Origin of the sequence: Enterobacter sp. 241F3 (assembly GCF_034106785.1) — a bacterium.
GTDB lineage: Bacteria > Pseudomonadota > Gammaproteobacteria > Enterobacterales > Enterobacteriaceae > Enterobacter > Enterobacter vonholyi.
In genome coordinates, this window is the sequence record NZ_JAWNDD010000002.1 from 611527 (window position 1) to 633273 (window position 21747).

General features: G+C 56.1%; 19 protein-coding genes. 9 read left to right on the forward strand and 10 right to left on the reverse strand.

Annotation, left to right across the window (positions count from 1 at the left end; genetic code table 11):
- Together aaeA and aaeX are read right to left on the reverse strand one after the other, a co-directional pair.
- Positions 1-933 carry a p-hydroxybenzoic acid efflux pump subunit AaeA gene (gene aaeA / locus UR504_RS10260; protein ID WP_248174950.1) on the reverse strand — a complete coding sequence of 311 codons (933 nt, stop codon included), beginning with the start codon at positions 931-933 and terminating at the stop codon, positions 1-3.
- Between the two features lie 7 nt (positions 934-940).
- Positions 941-1144: a p-hydroxybenzoic acid efflux pump operon protein AaeX gene (aaeX, locus tag UR504_RS10265; protein ID WP_003860416.1), complete on the reverse strand. Its 204-nt coding sequence runs from the start codon at positions 1142-1144 to the stop codon at positions 941-943.
- Positions 1145-1324: 180 nt separating this feature from the next.
- Here aaeX and aaeR point away from each other — a divergent pair, with 180 nt between their 5' ends.
- A complete protein-coding gene (gene aaeR, locus UR504_RS10270; RefSeq protein ID WP_023616809.1) occupies positions 1325-2251 on the forward strand; it encodes an HTH-type transcriptional activator AaeR in 927 nt (308 codons plus the stop codon).
- 58 nt (positions 2252-2309) lie between these two features.
- Here aaeR and tldD read toward each other — a convergent pair whose 3' ends face one another.
- The 8 genes from tldD to csrD form a co-directional block, all read right to left on the reverse strand.
- A complete protein-coding gene (gene tldD, locus UR504_RS10275) occupies positions 2310-3755 on the reverse strand; it encodes a metalloprotease TldD (protein ID WP_023309396.1) in 1446 nt (481 codons plus the stop codon).
- 84 nt (positions 3756-3839) lie between these two features.
- Positions 3840-7643, reverse strand: a complete 3804-nt coding sequence (gene yhdP, locus UR504_RS10280; protein WP_302236959.1) for an AsmA2 domain-containing protein YhdP — start codon at positions 7641-7643, stop codon at positions 3840-3842.
- A 40-nt stretch (positions 7644-7683) separates the two neighbouring features.
- Positions 7684-9153 carry a ribonuclease G gene (rng, locus tag UR504_RS10285; RefSeq protein ID WP_111964993.1) on the reverse strand — a complete coding sequence of 490 codons (1470 nt, stop codon included), beginning with the start codon at positions 9151-9153 and terminating at the stop codon, positions 7684-7686.
- Entirely contained in the window at positions 9143-9736 is a 594-nt protein-coding gene (locus UR504_RS10290; RefSeq protein WP_111964994.1) for a Maf family protein, read from the reverse strand. Before UR504_RS10290 ends, rng begins: the two co-directional genes overlap by 11 nt.
- Before the next feature lie 9 nt (positions 9737-9745).
- The gene (gene mreD, locus UR504_RS10295; protein ID WP_023309399.1) at positions 9746-10234 is read right to left on the reverse strand and encodes a rod shape-determining protein MreD; all 489 of its coding nucleotides are present in this window, start codon (positions 10232-10234) and stop codon (positions 9746-9748) included.
- On the reverse strand, positions 10234-11250 hold the full coding sequence (gene mreC / locus UR504_RS10300; protein ID WP_023309400.1) for a rod shape-determining protein MreC: 1017 nt from the start codon (positions 11248-11250) through the stop codon (positions 10234-10236). The genes mreD and mreC overlap by 1 nt, the downstream gene beginning before the upstream one ends.
- Before the next feature lie 62 nt (positions 11251-11312).
- A complete protein-coding gene (gene mreB / locus UR504_RS10305) occupies positions 11313-12356 on the reverse strand; it encodes a rod shape-determining protein MreB (RefSeq protein WP_000913396.1) in 1044 nt (347 codons plus the stop codon).
- A 282-nt stretch (positions 12357-12638) separates the two neighbouring features.
- A complete protein-coding gene (gene csrD / locus UR504_RS10310) occupies positions 12639-14579 on the reverse strand; it encodes an RNase E specificity factor CsrD (RefSeq protein WP_111964995.1) in 1941 nt (646 codons plus the stop codon).
- A 183-nt stretch (positions 14580-14762) separates the two neighbouring features.
- Here csrD and UR504_RS10315 point away from each other — a divergent pair, with 183 nt between their 5' ends.
- The 8 genes from UR504_RS10315 to panF all read left to right on the forward strand — a co-directional run bounded on the left by UR504_RS10315 (position 14763) and on the right by panF (position 21738).
- Positions 14763-15737 (forward strand): MDR family oxidoreductase, encoded by a 975-nt coding sequence (locus tag UR504_RS10315; RefSeq protein ID WP_149367556.1) that lies wholly within the window; start codon positions 14763-14765, stop codon positions 15735-15737.
- A 77-nt stretch (positions 15738-15814) separates the two neighbouring features.
- Entirely contained in the window at positions 15815-16816 is a 1002-nt protein-coding gene (msrP, locus tag UR504_RS10320) for a protein-methionine-sulfoxide reductase catalytic subunit MsrP (protein ID WP_111964997.1), read from the forward strand.
- Positions 16817-17416, forward strand: a complete 600-nt coding sequence (gene msrQ, locus UR504_RS10325) for a protein-methionine-sulfoxide reductase heme-binding subunit MsrQ (protein WP_302236966.1) — start codon at positions 16817-16819, stop codon at positions 17414-17416.
- A 234-nt stretch (positions 17417-17650) separates the two neighbouring features.
- Positions 17651-18103, forward strand: coding sequence for a type II 3-dehydroquinate dehydratase (gene aroQ, locus UR504_RS10330; RefSeq protein ID WP_302236968.1), 453 nt, complete (start codon positions 17651-17653; stop codon positions 18101-18103).
- Between the two features lie 21 nt (positions 18104-18124).
- Entirely contained in the window at positions 18125-18586 is a 462-nt protein-coding gene (gene accB / locus UR504_RS10335; protein WP_010436174.1) for an acetyl-CoA carboxylase biotin carboxyl carrier protein, read from the forward strand.
- Positions 18587-18596: 10 nt separating this feature from the next.
- The gene (accC, locus tag UR504_RS10340; RefSeq protein ID WP_003860388.1) at positions 18597-19946 is read left to right on the forward strand and encodes an acetyl-CoA carboxylase biotin carboxylase subunit; all 1350 of its coding nucleotides are present in this window, start codon (positions 18597-18599) and stop codon (positions 19944-19946) included.
- A 108-nt stretch (positions 19947-20054) separates the two neighbouring features.
- Complete coding sequence (locus UR504_RS10345) at positions 20055-20297, forward strand: YhdT family protein (RefSeq protein WP_006178860.1); 243 nt, start codon at positions 20055-20057, stop codon at positions 20295-20297.
- Positions 20287-21738, forward strand: coding sequence for a sodium/pantothenate symporter (panF, locus tag UR504_RS10350; protein WP_302237003.1), 1452 nt, complete (start codon positions 20287-20289; stop codon positions 21736-21738). Before UR504_RS10345 ends, panF begins: the two co-directional genes overlap by 11 nt.
- Positions 21739-21747: the final 9 nt, after the last annotated feature.

Consider the following 21747-nt stretch of genomic DNA (forward strand, 5'->3'; position numbering starts at 1 on the left):
TTAACCAAACTCGCGCAGGCGGTGGGCAATTTTACGGAAGAACGAGTCCTGGCTGGCATCCCGGTCCTTTTCACCGGTGATCACCACCGTCGCCGTGGTACCCGCAGGCCACAGGTTGCCCTGCTGTTCGTCCAGGTGGATACGGACCGGCACGCGCTGGGCCAGACGCACCCACTCGAGGTTGGAATCCACCGTTGCCATCCCTTTGGCATCATTCGAACTGCTGGAGTTAGTCACCCCTGCGGCGACGCTGTCGACAGTACCTTTAAGGACGCGATTGCTGCCCAGCGGCGTAATTTCTGCCCGGTAGCCCGGGCGTACGCCTTCCAGCTTGGTCTCTTCCATATAGGCGAGTACGTAGAAGGAGTTCTGTTTCACCAGCGCCACGGCGGTTGAGCCACGGGTAATGAATTCCCCGGCATAGACGTTAAGGTTGGTCACCCAGCCATCGGACGGCGCGCGGATCACGGTACGCTCAAGATCGAGCTTTGCCAGATCGCGCGTTGCCTGCGCTTTCGCCAGCTGGTGCAGCACGGTTTGCAGCACGTTGTTGGACTGGTCAATCTCTTCACGGGACATTGCCTGAACGCCAAGCTGGTTACGGCGGCCAGCCTCGCGGCGTTTCTCCGCAGCCAGCGCCTGGTAATAGGCCACGTCCGCTTCCGCCTCTTCCAGCGCTTTCTGGTAACGAGGCTGGTCGATGGTGAACAGGACCTGATCTTTTTTCACCAGCTGGTTATCGTGGACGTTGACCGCCGTGATAAGACCGGCCACGTCAGGAGCGATTGCCACCACATCGGCGCTGAAGCGTGCATCACGCGTCCACGGTGATTCAGTGTAATAGACCCAGGCGCGGAAAATAGCGATGAAGGCGAGGATAACCAGCGCCATGGTGATGGCAGTGCGGGAGATTTTTCTTGTTAGCGTTTTCACATCAACCTCAGACAAACATGCGCGATATCAGATAAAACAGGCAGCAATACAGCGCGGTATTGAACAATGCAGGGTGCCAGACGAAATCGTAGATCCCGGTAGGGACCAGCACCTTGCGCACCAGCCAGAAGATCGCCAGTGATAAAAGAAGCTCGAAAAATATCGGTGGGAAGGACAGACCGAACACCACGATAACGGGAAACAGACTCATGTTGACCTTGATTAGAGAGAGTGCAGGCTTCAGAATTTTTTTAGCGCACGCCATCGCAGGAGAGCAAGAAACGCCGGGCGAGAATGGCGCAGCCGTTATGTAATAAATAATATATTAACGTAACTGTTATGCTGTTATCTATAATATGTGATCTAAATCACTTTTAAGCCAGAGTGAACAATGGAACGTTTAAAACGCATGTCGGTCTTCGCCAAAGTGGTTGAACTGGGCTCCTTTACCGCCGCTGCACGCCAGCTTCAGATGAGCGTCTCATCCATCAGCCAGACGGTGTCCAAACTGGAAGATGAGCTTCAGGTCAAGCTGCTCAACCGCAGCACCCGCAGCATTGGCCTGACGGAAGCGGGCAAAATTTACTATCAGGGCTGTCGCCGTATGCTGCTGGAAGTGCAGGATGTTCACGAACAGCTCTACGCCTTCAACAACACCCCCATCGGCACGCTGCGCATCGGGTGTTCTTCAACTATGGCACAAAATGTTCTCGCTGCCATGACGGCGGATATGCTGAAAGAGTATCCCGGGCTTACCGTTAATCTGGTGACGGGTATCCCGGCGCCTGACCTGATTGCCGACGGTCTGGACGTGGTGATCCGCGTCGGCGCGCTGCAGGATTCCAGCCTGTTCTCGCGTCGGCTGGGCAGCATGCCGATGGTCGTCTGCGCTTCGAAGAGCTATCTGGCCCAGTACGGTGTTCCGGAGAAACCCGCCGATCTCACCAACCACTCGTGGCTGGAATACAGCGTGCGGCCCGACAATGAATTTGAGCTGATTGCCCCGGAAGGGATCTCCACCAAACTGCTGCCGGAAGGGCGATTTGTCACTAACGATCCGATGACCATTTCGCGCTGGCTGGTGGCCGGCGCCGGGATTGCCTACGTGCCGTTAATGTGGGTCATCAACGAGATCAACAGCGGCGTGCTTGAGATCCTCTTCCCGCGCTACCAGTCCGATCCGCGTCCGGTGTACGCCCTGTATACCGAAAAAGACAAACTCCCGCTCAAGGTGCAGGTGTGTATTAACTATCTGACCGAGTATTTTGTTGACGTAGCAGAGCTGTTTCAGGGGATGCGGGGAAGAAGGAAAGAATAGGTTTTGTAATTCAAGACACCTCTCCCGGTTTGGGAGAGGGTTAGAGTGACGGGAAAACTTACGCCGTGCCGCCCACCGTCAGGTTGTCCACTTTCAGCGTTGGCTGGCCCACGCCAACCGGCAGGCTCTGGCCCTCTTTACCGCAGACGCCCACGCCGTTATCCAGCTTCAGATCGTTACCGACCATCGAGATCTGCTGCATGGCTTCAATACCGGAGCCAATCAGCGTCGCACCTTTCACCGCTTTGGTCACTTTGCCCTTCTCGATCAGGTACGCTTCTGAAGTAGAGAAGACAAACTTACCGGAGGTGATGTCCACCTGGCCGCCGCCAAAGTTTGGCGCAAAGATACCGTAATCAACGGATTCGATAATCTCCTGCGGCGTGGATTTACCCGGCAGCATATACGTGTTGGTCATGCGCGGCATCGGCAGGTGCGCGTAAGATTCGCGACGTCCGTTGCCCGTCGGCGCGACGCCCATCAGGCGCGCGTTGAGTTTGTCCTGCATGTAGCCTTTCAGCACGCCATTTTCGATCAGCACGTTGTACTGGCCGGGCGTACCTTCATCGTCGATAGCCACCGAGCCGCGACGATCGCGCATCGTGCCGTCATCCACCACGGTGCACAGTTCAGAGGAGACAAGCTGCCCGATCTGACCGCTGAAGACCGACGTCCCGCGACGGTTAAAGTCGCCTTCCAGCCCGTGGCCTACCGCCTCGTGCAGCAGCACGCCCGGCCAGCCAGCACCCAGCACCACCGGGAATGAGCCCGCCGGCGCCGCGACGGCATTCAGATTCACCAGCGCCATGCGCACGGCTTCTTTTGCCCACGCGTCAGCGCGCGCTTCACCGTCAACGTCGCCCAGGAACCAGTCATAGCCGAAACGACCGCCGCCACCGCTTGAGCCGCGCTCGCGTTTGCCATCGTCGTCGACCTGCACGCTGATGGAGAGACGTACCAGCGGGCGAACGTCTGCCGCCAGAGTGCCGTCCGTTGCCGCCACCAGAATCAGTTCATACACACCGCTCAGGCTGGCTGAAACCTCCTGCACGCGTTTATCCGCCGCGCGGGCGACTTTGTCCACGCGACGCAGGATATCCAGCTTCTCTTCACGGCTCATGCTCTGCAGAGGATCGATGCTGGTATAGAGCGCAGAGTGCTGCACTTCTCCAAGGGTTTTCACGCGACCATCGCCGGTATCACGCACAATGGTACGCGCGGCCTGCGCGCTCTGCTCAAGTGCAGCCAGGCTAATCTGATCGGCATAGGCAAAACCGGTTTTCTCGCCGCTAACGGCGCGGACGCCGACGCCCTGGTCGATGTTGTAAGAGCCATCTTTAATGATGCTGTCTTCTAAAACCCAGGATTCGTGATAGCTCGACTGGAAATAAAGGTCGCCGTAGTCGAGACGGCGTTCGGTCAGTTGACCAAGAATGGAGAACAGGTCCTGATGATTCAGGCCGTTCGCTGCGAGCAAATGTTCACTTACCAGGTTCAGACTCATCGTATTGCTACTCGTTCGTTGCCGCCCGTGGCGGTATAAAGATCGTATTTATTGAGAGTGAGGCAATTACCTGCCCACGTCAAATCATTGCTGTGCATCTTTGCGCGGCTGGCGCAGCACCTCGTTAATCTGCGGTTTATCGACCGGACCGGTAATGCGGTAGCGCAGAATGGAGACCTTGCTCCACAGCGGCCCCAGCACTTTGCTGGCGGCAAACACCGCCGCACCGACAATCGGGTTCACCACAAAGGCCGCCGCAACGCCCACGCTCGCGGAAATTTCCGGTGCCACTACGGCTTCCATATCCAATTCGCGGCGCACGAGGTTGACCGAGCCTTTCATGGCGATATCTGCTTCCAGGCCATCCACCAGCGTATCGTCCGTATGCAGAACGCCGTCCTTAATCCATGCCGTACTGCGGATGGAATCGTAGTAGAAACCTTCGCTGAACGTATCGCTGAAATCGAAGCGCAGCTTGCGCAGCAGCGCATCAAAACTCAGCAGGCGCAGGATCTGCCCGGCGCGCCCCGTGCTCACGTCGGCAATTTCACCTTTGCCGAAGCGGGTTTTCAGAATGCCGTTCAGCGAGGCCTCATCCGGCTTCCACGGAGCGTCACGCCAGTGAAGATCATAATCGACGTCAAATGACGAGCCGCGCAGCGGCGTGCTGATACCAAAGAAATTGGCTGCCGCATCCAGCTTGTTGCCTTTAATGTCACCCTTCAGGGAAGTTCGCTGCTCGCCCGGGTTATTCACCCATTCCCCTGCGGCCGTCATGCGGCCAAAACCGGTATCAACCAGGCCGCCGGAGAGCGTAAGCGTGTTAGCCTGAATAGTGAAATCACCGTCAATACGGCCATATTTCTGCCCCCACAGCCAGCACTCAGCACAGCGCAGCTGGAGATCGGGCCAGCCGCTAAAATCGACGCGGGAGACATTACTCAGCGGAGACGCTTCTGCCGGTTTATCTTTCCCGCTCGTGGCGCTTGCCGGGTTGTAGTAGAGATAGCGAATCGCCGCCTGCCATGGCGCGTGATTGCGCATGGTCAAAGTACCGTTGATCTCTCTGCCCTGGGCCTCTACCTTCGTGCCGTTAGCGCCAGGCTGCGAGACGATGCTCAGGTTGTTCCACTGCTGCCCGCCCAGCATCAGCGAAGGCGTACGTACGGTAATGGTTTGCGGGAACTGGGCGGTTTCATCAACGTTTTGCCCAACGCCTTTCTGGAAAAGCGCCAGCCACTCTGCACCGTCCATCGGTGGGAGATTCAGCTCAACGCCCGTCTGCTCCGGCAGCGGCGGCGTGGAGCGGCTATCCGTTGTCCAGATGGCTTTGTCGAGGGTGAGCTTGCGGTTAAGCAGCCAGCGGCTGTTGAAGTGGTTTGTCCCGCCCGCGCTGCCGGTCAGCGCGAAGCTGTTCAGGTTGCCATCGACGTTCAGCTTTACCGGCAGCGGCTGTCCGGCCTGTTTATCCAGCGGCGCTGGCAGCTGGCTTCGAATATTCTTCAGGTCACCCGTGATGTCGACCTTATACTGGGCGCCCGCGTGATAAGGCAGGTCGATTGCCACTTTACCCTGCCAGGCGACCGCGCCATCCACCGACGCCTCGATGGGCTTCGGCAGGACGTCCATACGCGCTGGCTGCCAGTTGCCGTCCAGATTGACGGCCACCTGATAAGCCTTTTCACCCTCTGTGGTCGTGAAGTCGATATTCACGGGCTGATTAAACCAGCTGGCAGTAAGCGGCTCGCTCTTCAGGTTACCGTTTTCAAAGCTGAACTGCCCGCTGAGATTTTTCAGCGTGCTCTCAAGGGGTTTGATGAACAGGCTGTTGTTCTTCAGGCGGACATCACCTTTGGCGGTGGTCATCTCTCCGTCCAGCGGGATATCAAGATGTAAGCGAGCATTCACATCGCCATCAAGCTGGAGCTGCTGAAGCGTCGCCGCCAGCGACTCTTTCAGCGGCGTCTCCTCAAAGTACGGTCCCACCGCCTTGCCGGGACCGTTGATCTCGGCATCAATCAGCAGCTTCTCTTTGGAGTAATCCGGGATGTTGGCCGTCAGGTTGCTGGCCGTCACGCCGCCCAGCGCCACGCTGTCGGACTTCATCCAGAGGCCGTCATTGAGGAAATTAAGTTCGATATCCAGGTTTTTCAGCGCGGGCCAGCCGGGCTGGAACGCGAAGGTGGCGTCATGCAGCGGGACCAGAACCTGGAACTGACCTTCATTGTGTTTGTACGGGAACAGATGGGGATTACCGCCGTAGACCAGCGTGGCATTATCCGCCTGACCGCCCTGAATCGCGCCGCTGAGATAGTCTACCAGCGCTTTCCCCATCAGGTTTTCCGGGAAATAGCGCCAGGCCTGGGAGCCATCATCGGTACTGATCCCGGCCAGAATCCCCAGCCATGGCTCATCGCCTTCAGGCTGCATATAGCGGAAATCGCCGCGCGCGTGCACCGCTTTCGCTTTGACGTCGATATGCCGACCATCGAGCTGGAAACCCTTATCGTTACGGAGCCAGTTAAGCACTGCGTTGCCCTGTTCGATTTCCAGCGGCGCGCGGAAGACCGTCTCGTAAGGCATTTTGGCGTCGTGCATATCAACCGTCAGCCTGCCATTCTCCACGCTGCCTTCCAGCTTGCCGCTGAAGTGCTCCGCACCCGGCAGCAGCTTCCACTGTTTCCAGGCAAGATCTTTCCATGTCGCCTGGAAACGGGTTTTTTCCGTCGCCTGAAGCGGAATATCCAGCGCCAGAGAATCAATCTTTCCGCTCGGCTGCGTAGCCAGCCAGATCTCGCCCAGGTCAGGAGAGAGCTTTGCCGCCATCGAGCGTAGCCCTTCAATGGCGGCCAAATCCAGGTTACTGGCACGGATGCGCAGCTCGTCGCTGCGTTTACTGGCCGTGCCGCCAACGTCCTGCTCCGGCATCCAGGCCAGCGTCAGCGCACCGCGCGGCCACGGCTTGCCGTCCATCGTGATGCGCGTATCGGGAATGGCAAACTGCCAGCCCTCTTTCTCCTGCGTCACGTGCGCGGTGAGGTTATCGACGGAAAGCTGATGCTGTTGTTTTTCGCCTTTCCAGCTCGCGCCCCCCTGCTTGAGCCAGATATCGCCGCTGGCAAATTCGCCTTTCGTCAGGGTCAACCAGCCCTCAAGGCTGAAGCGGGCCGTTTCCAGCTGCATGTTTTGCTGGAGCCAGTCGCCCAGCCACGGCTTGACGTCCACATCGTCGGCCTGCAGCCAGACTTTGCCGTTATTTAACAGGCCGTCATCGTCGCGCAGATCCATACGCACCTGCATCACGCCGTGCTGGCCGTTCAGGCTCGAGAGATTGACCTGCCCCTCGGCGCGGTGCCGATCCTTACCGTTAAGCCAGGTAAGCTGCGGGATCGCCAGCTCGGCGCGCTGCCCGGAAAGGGTAATAAAGCTCACTTCGCTGTCGCGCAGATCGAAATGATCGAACTGGCGGAGGAAAAGATCGCTGAAGCGGTTAGCTTCAAGACCCTGACCGCTATCGCCGCCAGACAGCGGCGTATTGGTCAGAAACTGGAGCTGATAAAAGGTGAGATCGCGAAACTGCCAGCGCAGATGCAGCAGGCTTTGCCAGACGTCCAGCGCCAGGGTCACGCGTTTGATTTTCAGGTAGCCGCCATCTTTCAGGCTGGCGTTGATATCCCGGACATCAAGCGTCGGGCCAAAATTCTGCCAGTTAGCGCTAACCTGGCTTACGTTCACCGGCACGCCGGTGGTGGATTCGATTTTCGCCAGCAGCTGCGGACGCCAGCTGTCCAGATGCGGTAAAACGAGGCGTAGCCCGCTCACGAGCAACGCGACAATCACGACCAGCGTTGCCCCTGTAAGCAATAAAATCCCCGGCAATCGCCTCACGCATCTCTCCTTGTCAGCTTCGTCACGCAGCGTACTGCGCTTACATCATCACGACGTCAAACTGCTCCTGGTTATAGAGCGGTTCAATTTGTACTTTTACCTGTTTGCCGACAAAGATTTCCACTTCCGCCAGCGCGTGCGACTCTTCGCCTTTCAGCGCTTCAGCCACCGCAGGGGAAGCATAGACCAGAAAACGATCGGAGTCGTAGGCATGATGAACACGGACGATTTCACGCATAATTTCGTAGCAGACGGTCTCAACCGTCTTTACCGTTCCGCGTCCATGGCAGGTTGGGCATTCATTGCACAGCACATGCTCCACGCTCTCGCGGGTACGCTTACGCGTCATTTCCACCAGCCCCAGCTGCGAGAAGCCGTTAATGCTGGTTTTCACGCGGTCTTTGCTCAGCGCCTGCTCAAGCGAGTGCAGCACGCGGCGACGGTGGTCTTCATTACTCATATCGATGAAGTCGATGATGATAATGCCGCCCAGATTGCGCAGACGAAGCTGGCGCGCAATGGCCTGCGTGGCTTCGATATTGGTGTTGAAGATGGTGTCATCCAGGTTGCGATGGCCGACAAAAGCGCCGGTGTTGATATCGACGGTAGTCATCGCTTCAGTCTGATCGATGATCAGATAGCCGCCTGACTTCAGCTCGACCTTACGCTCCAGGGCACGCTGGATCTCGTTTTCGACATCATAGAGATCGAAGATCGGCTGACGCCCGGTGTAGTGCTCCAGCAGGCCAGGCATCTCAGGGATATATTCGGCGGTAAACTCGAGCAGGGCCTCGTACGTCAGACGAGAGTCCACGCGAATGCGGTCGAGCTGCGCGTCGGCAAAATCACGCAGAACGCGCTGCGCCAGCGCCAGCTCACCATAGAGCTGATAGCGGGTCTGGTTACGTTTTTTACGCTCCATCACTTTTGTCCAGACGCGCTTCAGGTAAGCCGCATCCGACGCCAGGTCTTCCTCGCTGATCCCTTCCGCGGCGGTACGGATAATAAATCCGCCCTGTTCATCGCAGTAGGCGCTGACCACTTTCTTCAGACGCTCGCGCTCGGTTTCACTCTCAATACGCTGCGAAACGCCCACGTGCGACGCGCCGGGCATAAAGACCAGATAGCGGGAAGGTAAGGTGATGTCGGTGGTCAGACGGGCGCCTTTGGTACCGAGGGGATCTTTCACCACCTGCACCATCAGATCCTGTCCCTGACGCACCAGTTCAGAAATGTCGCGCACGGCAAACTGCTTTTGCTCTTCGCCCGCGACGCACTCGGTGTGCGGCATGATATCGGAGGCATGTAAAAATGCCGCCTTATCGAGTCCAATATCTACAAAAGCCGCCTGCATACCCGGTAGTACACGACTGACACGACCTTTGTAGATATTGCCTACTATTCCGCGCCGCGCTTCACGCTCAATATGAATTTCCTGAAGAATGCCACCATCAATATAGGCCACACGGGTTTCCGAGGGCGTTACGTTTACCAACAATTCAGCCGTCATAATTATCCCTTCCCTCACGCAGTGAGTTAAAATTGCTCAGCAACTCATACGTTTCCACCAGCGGTAAGCCGACTACGGCGTGATAGCTGCCATGAATCTTCCTGACAAAACAGCCACCCAGCCCCTGAATACCGTATGCACCTGCTTTATCCATCGGTTCACCGCTGGCAATATAAGCGGCGATGTCGTCGTCGGTAAGTACTCTGAAGGTCACTTCCGTCACCACCAGGCAGTCCAGCACGTGCTGGCTGTCAGCCAGCGCGACGGCCGTCATCACCTGATGCGTTTGTCCGGACAGCTTGCGCAGCATGCGCGCTGCATGATCGGCGTCGTGCGGTTTCTCCAGCACTTCACCGTTCAGGATAACGATGGTATCTGCCCCCAGCACGGGAAGATCGCGTGGCACACTGGCCACGCCCGCCTGCGCTTTCTCCCGCGCCAGGCGAGACACGTACTGTTGAGCGCTTTCGCCCTCAGCACGTTTTTCTTCAATGCCGGTCACGATGCGTTCAAAAGAGACCCCTAGCTGCGTCAGGAGTTCCTGACGGCGCGGGGAGCCGGAAGCGAGATACAAAGACGTCATAGAAACCTTTTATTGCACAGCAAACTGCTGGCGAACCTTACGCATCAGCAGGAATAGCCATGGCCAGAGCACACCGTTTACTACACTACTCCAGAACACTTCCGGTCGGAAAGAGACGTTGATCACTAAAAACTCTGCCCAGAAAACAACGATATCCGCAGCGAGCGACAATAGCATCACAACCAGGGCCTGTTGCCAGAGCGCAAGGTTACGAAAGAGCTGGAATTTGAGTGCGACGAGGTACGCAATAATGCTCATGGACAAGGCGCGCACGCCAAGCGTAGAGCCGCTAATGAGATCCAGTATGGCACCCATCACGAAACCCGTGCCGACATTTACGCGATGCGGCAGGGCAAGGATCCAGTAGAGTAAAATGAGCAATACCCAGTTTGGCCGGAAAACGAGAATGTCATCCGGCCAGGGCATAACCTGCAGTAACAGTGCAATAAGAAACGAGAGCCAGATGACCCAGCGTCCCTGGCTACGATAGCTTGCCACTACTGCCCTCCCGAAGAGAGTTTAGGCGGTGGCGGCGCATCCGGCAGCGGCTGCGTTAACCCGGTTGCCGGCGCCGGGACTGGCGCAGGCGGCCCCATGGAATCCGCAGGCGGAAGAACCTGCGGCATCATCTGCATCAGGCGCTCGTTTGCTACGCGATGGACCTCTTCAGGCGTCATCGGGTTAGCCCCGTTACGATCGGCACCCCACAGCAGCAGCAGATAGCGCAGACGCTGCAAACCAGCAGTTGGACGCGCCTGAATCACGGTATAGGCACGCTGGGTATCCAGCTTGACCGAAGAGACCACCGCAACCGGATAACCTTCAGGGAAGCGTCCACCCAGACCAGACGTCACCAGCACGTCGCCTACGCGGATATCCGTGTTAGCCGGCAGGTGTTCCAGCTGCAGGTCGTCCGTACAGCCGTTACCGGCCGCGATCACGCGGATGTCGTTGCGCAGGACCTGGATCGGCAGCGCATGCGTGGCGTCGCAAATCAGCAGCACGCGGCTGGTCAGTTTAGCCACGGCAACAACCTGGCCTACTACGCCTTTATCACTGATAACTGGCTGGCCTTCATACACCCCGTTCACGCTCCCTTTGTCGATCACAACCTGATCGCTGTAAGGGTCGTTCACGGTGGAGATCACCTGGGTAACCATCTTCTGCTCATCCTGACGCAGCGGCGAGCCGAGCAGTTCACGCAGTCGCGCGTTTTCCTGCTTGTATTGCCCCAGCATCAGCAGTTCGCTGTTTTTCAGCAACAGTTCCTGACGTAATGCCCGGTTTTCGAGTTCGAGTTGGTCACGCGAAGACAGCGTTTGAGAAACGGAGTCGAGCAGTTCACGGGGACCATTTGAAACAAAGTAGAAAGGACTGACGGCGGTATCCATGTACGTTCTGATCTGGCTGAACGTACCGAGGCGGCTATCGGCAATAATGACCCCAAGCGCAACCAGAACCGCCAGAATAAGGCGAAACTGTAGCGATGGGCCACGGCTAAAAATTGGCTTCATAGGCTATGCGTATTCTCGCGTCAGAGAGAAAGGGTAGCAAATTGCTACCCTCTCAAACTCGACTACTCTTCGCTGAACAAATCGCCGCCGTGCATGTCGATCATTTCCAGCGCCTTGCCACCACCACGGGCGACGCAAGTCAGTGGATCTTCTGCAACTACGACAGGAATACCTGTCTCTTCCATTAACAGGCGGTCGAGGTTACGCAGCAGCGCACCACCACCGGTCAGAACCATACCGCGCTCGGAGATATCGGACGCCAGCTCTGGTGGACACTGTTCCAGCGCGACCATTACCGCGCTCACGATGCCCGTCAGTGGTTCCTGCAGTGCTTCCAGAATTTCGTTGGAGTTCAGGGTGAAACCGCGTGGAACACCCTCAGCCAGGTTACGCCCACGTACTTCGATCTCACGCACTTCATCGCCCGGATACGCAGAGCCGATTTCATGTTTGATACGCTCTGCGGTGGCTTCACCGATCAGAGAGCCGTAGTTACGGCGCACATAATTAATGATGGCTTCGTCGAAGCGGTCACCACCGATACGTACGGAAGAGGAGTACACCACGCCGTTCAGAGAGATAACGGCCACTTCAGTGGTACCACCACCGATATCCACCACCATGGAACCGGTCGCTTCAGACACAGGCAGACCTGCACCGATTGCCGCCGCCATTGGCTCTTCAATCAGGAACACTTCACGCGCACCTGCACCCTGGGCAGATTCACGGATTGCGCGACGTTCTACCTGGGTTGCGCCAACCGGTACACACACCAGAACACGCGGGCTTGGACGCATGAAGCTGTTGCTGTGAACCTGCTTGATGAAGTGCTGAAGCATTTTTTCAGTCACGAAGAAGTCGGCGATAACGCCGTCTTTCATTGGGCGGATAGCGGCGATGTTGCCAGGGGTACGACCCAGCATCTGCTTCGCGTCATGACCCACTGCGGCCACGCTTTTTGGCGAGCCAGCACGATCCTGACGAATGGCCACAACGGAAGGCTCATTCAATACGATGCCTTGTCCTTTTACATAAATAAGGGTATTCGCGGTACCCAGGTCAATGGACAGGTCATTGGAAAACATGCCACGAAATTTTTTCAACATACTAAGGGATAATCCTGAAAGCTGGGGCGGAAAACAAAATCCGCTTACTTTACCAACCACACGCAGCAGCGACAAGGCGCAAAAATCATCTGCAACGGTGAAAATTTATGCAGTACGTTTCCTGATGTTACAAAATCATCCCCTGACTCCTTCAGGGCTGAGTAAACAGTTGCGTTCCCCACTGACGTTTGTAACCCATTAAAGGTCGTTCACTGGCTTTTTGCTCGACATACTCAAAGCTACAGGCGCGATATTCTACGTGAAAACAGCGTAAACGGCAGGTCAAACAGAGTATCTTTGCAAATATTTTTTCACGTTGGTGTCAAGCGGTTGAGAGGCAGCAAAAAAATCCCCCTGACCACCCATCACGCCGCGCGCTGTTAACATCTGCCATTCGCTTCTGGAGCGCACGCCCGTGGCAAACACTTGTGTTCGCGTTCCCTTGCATGCTTCTACCAGACTCTGTACAAGAAGCTGGTTTTCCGTACGCTTCTCGATATTCCTTACCAGCCCCGGATGTAGCTTTAATAACTCCACATCCAGTTCCTTGATCCAGTTGGTACTGACCAGCGTTAAACCAGCCTGCGTCACCGCTACACGCGCACCGAGCGCATTGATCAAACGTACCACCGGACGTAACCGGCTGATGTGTTGACCTACATCGGCCTCAGCAAGTTCAAAAATAATGTGTTTGCGCTGTGATTTTTCGCATTGCATTAATGTATCACGTAGCCAGCGCTGAAAACGTGGGCGTATTAACGACTCAACGGTGACCTGTAACGCCAGGTTTTCTTCAGGCCAGAAGGATAAAAACGGAATCAGCCGGGTAATTTGCTGGCGGTCATACTCTTCGGACAGCCCAAATTGCAGCACCATCGGCAGATATTCCGCCGAAATGACCTCTTCGGTACCGTCAAAAATACGACACATCAGCTCTCGGTGATGAACATTGCCGTTTTTCATGACCGCGGGTTTTTGATAAATACGCGGTCCGCCGCGGCTAAGCATTTGCTCAATCAGCGTTCGCCAGCGCACGTTGCCGCGCCCTTTTTCCGGCAGCGAGTCATCATACACCGCCCATCCGTTCGCCCCCTGCAAGACAGCGTTGCGGGTAGCGGCTTCAGCATGTTCCATTACCTGTTCTGTCGATTGCCCGCCACGCCAGGCGCAGATCCCCATGTGGACCATATCGTCCCTGTCGAGCATTTTGCTCTGCGGCAGCGCATCCACCGCCTTCAGCAGCTGGCTGGCGATGCTTTCCGACTCCTTCAGCGTACGGTGCGGCAGCAACACGGCAAAGTCACTACGGTGATAGCGGGCCAGTAATGCCCCCGGGTAGCGCATAATAAAGGTGGAAAGCAGGTTGATCAGCGTAAAGAGATTTTCTTCCGCGGCCCGCTGTCCCCAGGTGTCGCGCAGGAGATCGAAATCGGGCAGGCGAATCATCATCACTACCCCATGTGTCCCCACTTTTTCTGAATCGTCGAGTAGCGTGGCCAGCTGATTATCAAAGAAAAGACGATTGTTGAGGCCAGTTTTATTATCCTGCGCAGCATAAGAGCGGATCAGCGTATCCATACGGCTGCGCTGGTCGCTGGCAAACTGGACCTCGGAGAGCAAGGTATCCAGCGCGCTGCTGGCGCGTGAAGGCCATTCATGAACCGAGCCGCGAACCTGCGGGCCGCGTTCACCGTTCAGGATACGTACGGAGCGCATCTCCAGCAGCTCCTGGCCGGAGAGCTGGCGGCGCAGCCAGCGGACCGCGAGAAAGATCAGCAGGACGATAAACGCCACCGCGACGGTGAGCGGCGCGGTGGTCATCATGGATCGGAAATAGCTGGCCATCGGATCGAGATAGACCATGCGTATGGTCATCCCTGGATTTTTGAGGGAATGCACCGTTACTTCCCGATACTGGCTCACCACGCCCGCAGGTCGATAGCTCCCCGGCCGTTCATGGCTTAAAACACGATGCTTTCCCTGCTGAATGTCGATCTGAACAATATCAACAGGTACCATCAACTCATCAAGCTCACTGGTAAGCGTTGGTAGCGGCGTCGTTAGCAGACGCGTATCAATCACCGACGCGACAGACTGTACCCGATTGACCAGTTTGTCCTGAATGGCGTTGTAAAAGCTGAGAGAGCAGCCCAGAAGGGTGACAAAAATGGTAAGACCCGTCAGCAAGGTGATAAAAGCTGAGAACTTCGTCGTTAATCGCATCCTTGAGATTACTCCGTGGGTTGATGGGGGTAGCGAGTAAGCGCTAACTTGCATTTCAAATGCGGCATACTACCAAATCGGGTGTATCTGGCAATTTATTGCGTTAAATCGGCACTGCGTTTCCCTGAGCGAGTATAGTCTTCAGAAATTATTTTCCAATCATATGAGTTGAGAGGACCCCGTATGCAGGCTTTGATCTTAGAACAGCAGGACGGCAAAACGCTCGCCTCAGTGCAGCCGGTAGAAGAGAGCCGCCTGCCGGAAGGCGAAGTAACCGTCGACATCGACTGGTCCAGTTTAAATTATAAAGATGCGCTGGCTATTACAGGTAAGGGTAAAATCATCCGAAATTTCCCTATGGTGCCTGGTATTGATTTCGCGGGCCGGGTTCATACCAGCGAGGATCCGCGCTTCCATCCGGGCCAGCAGGTGCTGCTCACCGGCTGGGGTGTGGGTGAAAATCACTGGGGTGGGCTGGCCACGCAGGCGCGCGTGAAGGGCGACTGGCTGGTGCCGATGCCGAAAGGCATGGATGGCCGCAAGGCGATGATCGTCGGTACAGCAGGCTTTACCGCCATGCTGTGCGTGATGGCGCTGGAAGATGCGGGTATCCGCCCTGAGTCGGGTGACATTGTCGTCACCGGCGCCAGCGGCGGCGTGGGCAGCACGGCTGTCACGCTGCTCCACAAGCTGGGCTATCAGGTCGCTGCGGTTTCCGGCCGTGAAAGCACCCATGACTATCTGCGCCAGCTCGGTGCAAACCGCATTCTCAGCCGTGACGAATTCGCTGAAACCCGTCCGCTGGAAAAACAGGTCTGGGCAGGGGCTGTGGATACCGTAGGTGATAAGGTGCTGGCAAAAGTCCTGGCGCAGATGAACTACGGCGGCTGCGTGGCAGCCTGCGGTCTGGCGGGCGGATTTGCCCTGCCAACCACCGTGATGCCGTTTATTCTGCGTAACGTCCGCCTGCAGGGCGTGGATTCCGTGATGACCCCTGCGGCTCGTCGCCATGAAGCCTGGGAACGGCTGGTGCGCGATCTGCCGGAATCTTTCTATACCCAGAGCGCGACGGAGATAAACCTGAGCCAGGCGCCGGAATATGCCTCTAAGATCATGGATAACCAGTTCCACGGTCGCGCGCTGGTGAAAATCGCCTAATCTTCAAATTTTCGTGACATATTCGCGCGAATCACTCTCCTCCGTCATGCTTAGGAAAACGCATGACGGAGGATGCCATGAAAAACCGAAAACTGACGGAAGCCGACGTAACGTCTGAGTCTGTCTTTATGCTACAGCGCCGCCAGATCCTGAAAATGCTTGGCATCAGCGCCACCGCGCTCTCGCTCTCGCCTTCGGCTCACGCCGACCTGCTCGACTGGTTTAAAGGCAACGATCGGCCAAAGGCTCCTTCCGGCGCCCCGCTCACCTTTACGAAACCAGCTGAATGGCAAAACAAACTGACGCTTACGCCGGAAGATAAAGTCACCGGCTACAACAACTTCTACGAATTTGGTCTAGACAAGGCCGATCCTGCCGCCAACGCGGGAAGCCTCAAAACCGATCCGTGGACGCTGAAGATTGATGGCGAAGTGGCGAAACCCCTGACGCTGGACCACCACGATCTCACCACCCGTTTCCCGCTCGAAGAGCGTATATATCGCATGCGCTGCGTGGAAGCCTGGTCGATGGTTGTGCCCTGGGTCGGCTTCCCGCTGCATAAATTGCTGGCGATGGTTGAGCCCACCAGCAATGCAAAATATGTCGCCTTCCAGACGCGCTATGCGCCGGACGAAATGCCCGGGCAGAAAGATCGGTTTATCGGCGGCGGGCTTGATTATCCGTATGTAGAAGGGTTACGTCTCGACGAAGCTATGCACCCCCTCACCCTGCTGACCGTCGGCGTTTACGGTAAGGCGCTTCCGCCGCAGAACGGTGCCCCCATCCGTTTAACCGTACCGTGGAAATATGGCTTCAAAGGGATTAAATCTATCGTCAGCATTAAGCTTACCCGTGAGCGGCCGCCAACCACCTGGAATCTGGCGGCCCCGGACGAATACGGTTTCTTCGCCAACGTGAACCCGCATGTGGATCATCCGCGCTGGTCGCAAGCGACCGAGCGGTTTATTGGTTCCGGCGGTGCGCTGGACGTGAAGCGCCAGCCGACGCTGCTGTTTAATGGTTATGCGGATGAAGTGGCCTCGCTTTATCGTGGTCTCAACTTACGGGAGAACTTCTGAGTGCGTCTAACGGCAAAACAGATTACCTGGCTGAAAGTGCTGCTGCACCTGGCCGGGGTACTTCCTTTTATTTGGCTGTTCTGGGCCGCCAGTCAGGGGCTCTTTAGCGCAGACCCGGCCAAGGATATCCAGCATTTTACCGGTCGGATGGCTCTGAAATTTTTGCTGACCACCTTGCTCGTCTCGCCGCTGGCGCGCTACGCTAAACAGCCCTTATTGATACGCACCCGTCGGCTGTTAGGGCTATGGTGTTTTGCCTGGGCAACGCTGCACCTTACCAGCTATGCCCTGCTGGAACTGGGAATTAACAATCTGGCGCTGCTTGGCCGCGAACTGGTGACACGCCCTTATCTGACGCTGGGCATCGTGAGCTGGGTGGTTTTACTGGCGTTAGCGCTAACCTCCACGCAATATGCACAGCGAAAACTGGGCAGGCGCTGGCAGCTGCTGCACAACTTCGTCTATCTTGTCGCGATCCTCGCTCCCATTCATTACCTGTGGTCGGTGAAGATCCTCTCCCCGCAGCCGGTCCTGTACGCACTGGCCGCCGTGGCGCTTTTAGCATGGCGTTACAAGAAGTTCCGCCAGTGGTTGCGATAGTTCGCGAAACTGTGCGTTTTCCCGCAGATTACCGGTCAACCGCAAATCTTTTTCGGATAGCGGTTGATAATCTTCCCTGATAAGACCAGTATTTAGCTGCTAAATGCTACGAAATCGTTATAATGTGCGACCTTGGTTCGCCCGACAGCGGTTTTAAGCCTCTGAAAAGGTGACATTTGCGTTTCGAAGGTATATTTTGTTTTTTACCCGAAAATCGCAGGAGATAGCGGCATAATGACTGATAAGTTCCATATCTTAGTTTTGAACGGACCGAACCTGAACATGCTCGGCACCCGTGAGCCAGAGAAGTACGGCACGCTGACATTGAGTGAAATTGTTAACCGTCTTGGAACGGAGGCAGCGTCGCTGAATGTGGATTTGGATCATTTTCAGTCGAATGCGGAGTACGCACTCATCGACCGTATTCATCAGGCTAAAGACAATGTGGACTATATCCTGATCAATCCGGCCGCGTTTACGCACACCAGTGTTGCTATCCGCGACGCACTTCTCGCAGTGAGTATCCCGTTTATCGAGATCCACCTGAGTAACGTGCACGCACGAGAGCCGTTCCGCCACCATTCGTATCTGTCGGATATCGCTGCTGGCGTTATCTGTGGACTGGGCGCAGACGGCTATTTATACGCTTTACAGACAGCGGTAAAACGCTTGTCACAATCACACTAAACAAGAGTACGGAACCCACTCATGGATATTCGTAAGATTAAAAAACTGATCGAGCTGGTTGAAGAATCAGGCATCTCCGAACTGGAAATTTCTGAAGGCGAAGAGTCTGTACGCATCAGCCGTGCAGCCCCAGCCGCTAGCTTCCCGGTAATGCAGCAGGCTTATGCTGCGCCAGTGCAGCAGCCTGCGCTCTCCGCAGCCGTTGCACCAGCAGCTGAAGCCGCACCTGCCGCTGCAGCAGAAATCAGTGGTCACATCGTACGTTCCCCAATGGTTGGTACTTTCTACCGCACCCCGAGCCCTGACGCGAAGGCGTTCATCGAAGTGGGTCAGAAAGTCAACGTCGGCGATACCCTGTGCATCGTTGAAGCGATGAAAATGATGAACCAGATCGAAGCAGACAAATCAGGTACTGTGAAAGCGATTCTGGTCGAAAGTGGTCAGCCGGTTGAATTTGACGAGCCGCTGGTCGTCATCGAGTAACGAGGCGTACATGCTGGATAAAATTGTTATCGCCAACCGCGGCGAGATCGCACTGCGTATTCTTCGTGCCTGTAAAGAACTGGGCATCAAGACCGTCGCTGTGCACTCAAGCGCGGATCGCGATTTAAAACACGTATTGCTGGCGGATGAGACGGTCTGTATTGGCCCGGCTCCGTCCGTAAAAAGCTATCTAAACATCCCGGCTATCATCAGCGCCGCTGAAATCACCGGCGCGGTGGCAATTCATCCGGGTTATGGCTTCCTCTCTGAGAACGCCAACTTTGCTGAGCAGGTTGAACGCTCTGGCTTCATCTTCATCGGCCCGAAAGCCGACACCATCCGCCTGATGGGCGACAAAGTGTCTGCAATCACCGCGATGAAAAAAGCCGGTGTTCCAACCGTACCAGGCTCTGACGGCCCTCTGACCGACGACATGGATGCTAACCGTGCTCATGCTAAACGCATTGGCTATCCGGTTATCATCAAGGCGTCCGGCGGCGGCGGCGGTCGCGGTATGCGCGTTGTGCGTAGCGATGCTGAACTGGCGCAGTCCATCTCCATGACCAAAGCAGAAGCGAAAGCCGCTTTCAGCAATGACATGGTGTACATGGAAAAATACCTGGAAAACCCACGCCACATCGAAATTCAGGTGCTGGCTGACGGTCAGGGCAACGCAATCTATCTGGCAGAACGTGACTGCTCCATGCAGCGTCGTCACCAGAAAGTGGTCGAAGAAGCACCAGCGCCGGGCATTACCCCGGAACTGCGTCGCTACATCGGCGAGCGTTGCGCTAAAGCGTGTGTCGATATCGGCTATCGTGGAGCGGGTACCTTTGAGTTCCTGTTCGAGAACGGCGAGTTCTATTTCATCGAAATGAACACCCGTATTCAGGTTGAGCATCCGGTTACCGAAATGATCACCGGCGTTGACCTGATCAAAGAGCAGCTGCGTATCGCTGCAGGCCAGCCGCTTTCCATCAAGCAGGAAGAAGTTGTGGTGAAAGGCCATGCGGTAGAATGCCGTATCAACGCCGAAGACCCGAACACCTTCCTGCCAAGCCCGGGCAAAATCACGCGTTTCCATGCGCCGGGTGGCTTTGGCGTGCGCTGGGAGTCTCATATCTACGCCGGTTACACCGTACCGCCGTACTATGACTCAATGATCGGCAAGCTCATCTGCTACGGCGAAAATCGTGACGTGGCGATTGCCCGCATGAAGAATGCCCTGCAGGAGCTGATCATCGACGGTATCAAAACCAACGTTGATCTGCAGATGCGCATCATGAGCGACGAGCACTTCCAGAATGGTGGAACTAACATCCACTATCTGGAGAAAAAACTCGGTCTGAACGAGAAGTAAGAGACCTGTGTTGCTAAAAGGCCGGATTATCCGGCCTTTTTTATTTCTGGGGCCTGGAAAGGCTCATCATGTACAATCCCCGCTTTCTTCATCCACAAGGGACAATAAATGGACAAACGTTTTGTTCAGGCCCATAAAGAAGCGCGCTGGGCGCTGTGGCTGACCCTTCTCTATCTCGCAGCATGGTTGGTAACTGCTTACTTACCTGACTCCGCTATTGGCATCACCGGCCTGCCGCACTGGTTCGAAATGGCGTGCCTGCTGGTACCGCTGGTCTTCATCCTGCTGTGCTGGGCAATGGTGAAATTCATCTATCGCGATATCCCGCTGGAGGACGATGATGCAGCTTGAAGTCATTCTGCCGCTTATCGCTTACTTGTTAGTGGTGTTTGGTTTGTCCGTTTACGCCATGCGTAAAAGAACGACGGGCACCTTCCTGAACGAGTATTTTCTTGGTAGCCGCTCGATGGGCGGCGTCGTGCTGGCCATGACGCTTACCGCGACCTACATCAGTGCCAGTTCGTTTATCGGCGGACCCGGAGCAGCCTATAAATACGGGTTAGGCTGGGTGCTTCTGGCGATGATCCAGCTTCCAGCCGTCTGGCTCTCACTGGGCATACTGGGCAAAAAATTTGCCATTCTGGCGCGCCGTTATAATGCCGTGACGCTCAACGATATGCTTTTTGCCCGCTATCAGAGCCGTTTACTGGTGTGGCTGGCCAGCATAAGCCTGCTGGTGGCCTTTATTGGCGCAATGACGGTGCAGTTTATCGGCGGGGCACGCCTGCTGGAAACGGCGGCCGGGATCCCCTACGAGACAGGCTTGATCATCTTCGGAGTCAGCATTGCGCTGTATACCGCGTTCGGCGGATTCCGCGCCAGCGTGCTGAACGATACGATGCAGGGATTGGTGATGCTTGTTGGCACCATTGTTCTGCTGGTGGGCATTGTGCATGCTGCTGGTGGCCTGAGCCACGCAGTCGAAACGCTGGAAACCATCGACCCGAAACTGGTCTCTCCGCAGGGCGCAGATGACATCCTTTCGCCAACCTTTATGACCTCGTTCTGGGTGTTGGTGTGCTTTGGAGTGATTGGCCTGCCGCATACCGCCGTGCGCTGTATCTCTTACAAAGACAGCAAAGCCGTGCACAGAGGTATCATTATCGGCACTATCGTGGTTGCGATCCTGATGTTTGGTATGCACCTGGCGGGCGCGTTAGGTCGAGCAGTTATTCCTGACCTTACCGTACCCGATCTGGTTATCCCAACCCTGATGGTTAAAGTGCTGCCGCCATTTGCCGCCGGGATCTTCCTCGCCGCCCCGATGGCCGCCATTATGTCGACAATCAACGCTCAGCTGCTGCAAAGTTCCGCTACGATCATTAAAGATCTCTATCTGAACCTGCGTCCTGAGCAGGCAGAGAATGAACGGCGCCTGAAGCACATGTCGGCCATTATTACTCTGGCGTTAGGGGCATTGCTGCTGTTAGCCGCATGGCGCCCGCCTGAGATGATCATCTGGCTGAACCTGCTGGCGTTTGGTGGGCTTGAAGCGGTATTCCTGTGGCCGCTGGTGTTAGGGCTCTACTGGGAGCGTGCAAACGCTGCGGGCGCGCTGAGCGGCATGATTGTCGGCGGTGTGCTGTACGCCGTCCTTGCAACGTTTAAGATTCAGTACCTGGGCTTCCATCCGATTGTGCCTTCGTTACTGCTGAGTTTACTGGCGTTTGTGGTGGGAAACCGTTTCGGTCAGCCCGTCCCACAGCCCGCTGTGATTTCTACTGATAAATAAAGAGTTTTG

Excerpts from the sequence above, each read along its gene's own strand:
- accB (WP_010436174.1), top strand. The coding sequence starts at position 18,125 with ATGGATATTCGTAAGATTAAAAAACTGATCGAGCTGGTTGAAGAATCA.
- aroQ (WP_302236968.1), top strand. The coding sequence starts at position 17,651 with ATGACTGATAAGTTCCATATCTTAGTTTTGAACGGACCGAACCTGAAC.
- mreC (WP_023309400.1), bottom strand. The coding sequence starts at position 11,250 with ATGAAGCCAATTTTTAGCCGTGGCCCATCGCTACAGTTTCGCCTTATT.
- aaeR (WP_023616809.1), top strand. The coding sequence starts at position 1,325 with ATGGAACGTTTAAAACGCATGTCGGTCTTCGCCAAAGTGGTTGAACTG.
- rng (WP_111964993.1), bottom strand. The coding sequence starts at position 9,153 with ATGACGGCTGAATTGTTGGTAAACGTAACGCCCTCGGAAACCCGTGTG.
- aaeX (WP_003860416.1), bottom strand. The coding sequence starts at position 1,144 with ATGAGTCTGTTTCCCGTTATCGTGGTGTTCGGTCTGTCCTTCCCACCG.
- panF (WP_302237003.1), top strand. The coding sequence starts at position 20,287 with ATGCAGCTTGAAGTCATTCTGCCGCTTATCGCTTACTTGTTAGTGGTG.
- msrP (WP_111964997.1), top strand. The coding sequence starts at position 15,815 with ATGAAAAACCGAAAACTGACGGAAGCCGACGTAACGTCTGAGTCTGTC.
- UR504_RS10345 (WP_006178860.1), top strand. The coding sequence starts at position 20,055 with ATGGACAAACGTTTTGTTCAGGCCCATAAAGAAGCGCGCTGGGCGCTG.
- UR504_RS10290 (WP_111964994.1), bottom strand. The coding sequence starts at position 9,736 with ATGACGTCTTTGTATCTCGCTTCCGGCTCCCCGCGCCGTCAGGAACTC.
- mreB (WP_000913396.1), bottom strand. The coding sequence starts at position 12,356 with ATGTTGAAAAAATTTCGTGGCATGTTTTCCAATGACCTGTCCATTGAC.
- tldD (WP_023309396.1), bottom strand. The coding sequence starts at position 3,755 with ATGAGTCTGAACCTGGTAAGTGAACATTTGCTCGCAGCGAACGGCCTG.
- csrD (WP_111964995.1), bottom strand. The coding sequence starts at position 14,579 with ATGCGATTAACGACGAAGTTCTCAGCTTTTATCACCTTGCTGACGGGT.
- accC (WP_003860388.1), top strand. The coding sequence starts at position 18,597 with ATGCTGGATAAAATTGTTATCGCCAACCGCGGCGAGATCGCACTGCGT.
- UR504_RS10315 (WP_149367556.1), top strand. The coding sequence starts at position 14,763 with ATGCAGGCTTTGATCTTAGAACAGCAGGACGGCAAAACGCTCGCCTCA.